Below are 532 nucleotides of genomic sequence, written 5' to 3'. Positions count from 1 at the left end.
TTCCTCGTCCCCGGCGCCTTGGCGGAGCAGGCCGAGCAGGTCGAATTCCTCGTGTGAGAACAGGCAGCTCATGATTTTGCCTTCGGCGGTGATCCGGGTGCGCTTGCAGTCGGCGCAGAACGGTTCGGTCACGGAGGCGATGATCCCGACGGTGCCCAGCACGGGGCCGACGGCTTCGACGGCGTCGGCGGGATTGTCTGTCCCTGTGGTGGCGGGTTCCCGGCGTCGTACTTCGAAGCGTTCGGCCGGTGCGCCGTCGCGGTCGCGGGGGTCGGGGGCGAGGATGAAGTCGCGGGAGAGGAGTTCGCGGATTTCGGCGGCGGTGATCATGTTCCGCCGGGTCCAGCCGTGGTCGGCGTCCAGGGGCATTTGTTCGATGAAGCGCAGTTCGTAGCCGCGCTCCAGGGCCCAGGCCAGCAGCTGCGGGGCTTCGGTGTCGTTGATTCCGCGCATCAGCACGGCGTTGAGCTTGACCGGTCCGAGTCCGGCGTCCCAGGCGGCTTCGACGCCGGCGAGGACTTTGTCCAGGAAG

General features: G+C 67.9%; 1 protein-coding gene. It reads right to left on the bottom strand.

The features are described 5' to 3' along the window. A partial coding sequence (locus tag ACNQPB_RS20085) for a GTP 3',8-cyclase MoaA family protein (RefSeq protein WP_498754184.1) occupies nucleotides 1-532 on the bottom strand: 532 nt, incomplete at both ends.

The organism is Curtobacterium sp. LFS079 (assembly GCF_047977865.1).
GTDB lineage: Bacteria > Actinomycetota > Actinomycetes > Actinomycetales > Micrococcaceae > Arthrobacter.
This window is presented reverse-complemented; position numbering and strand designations above follow the sequence as displayed.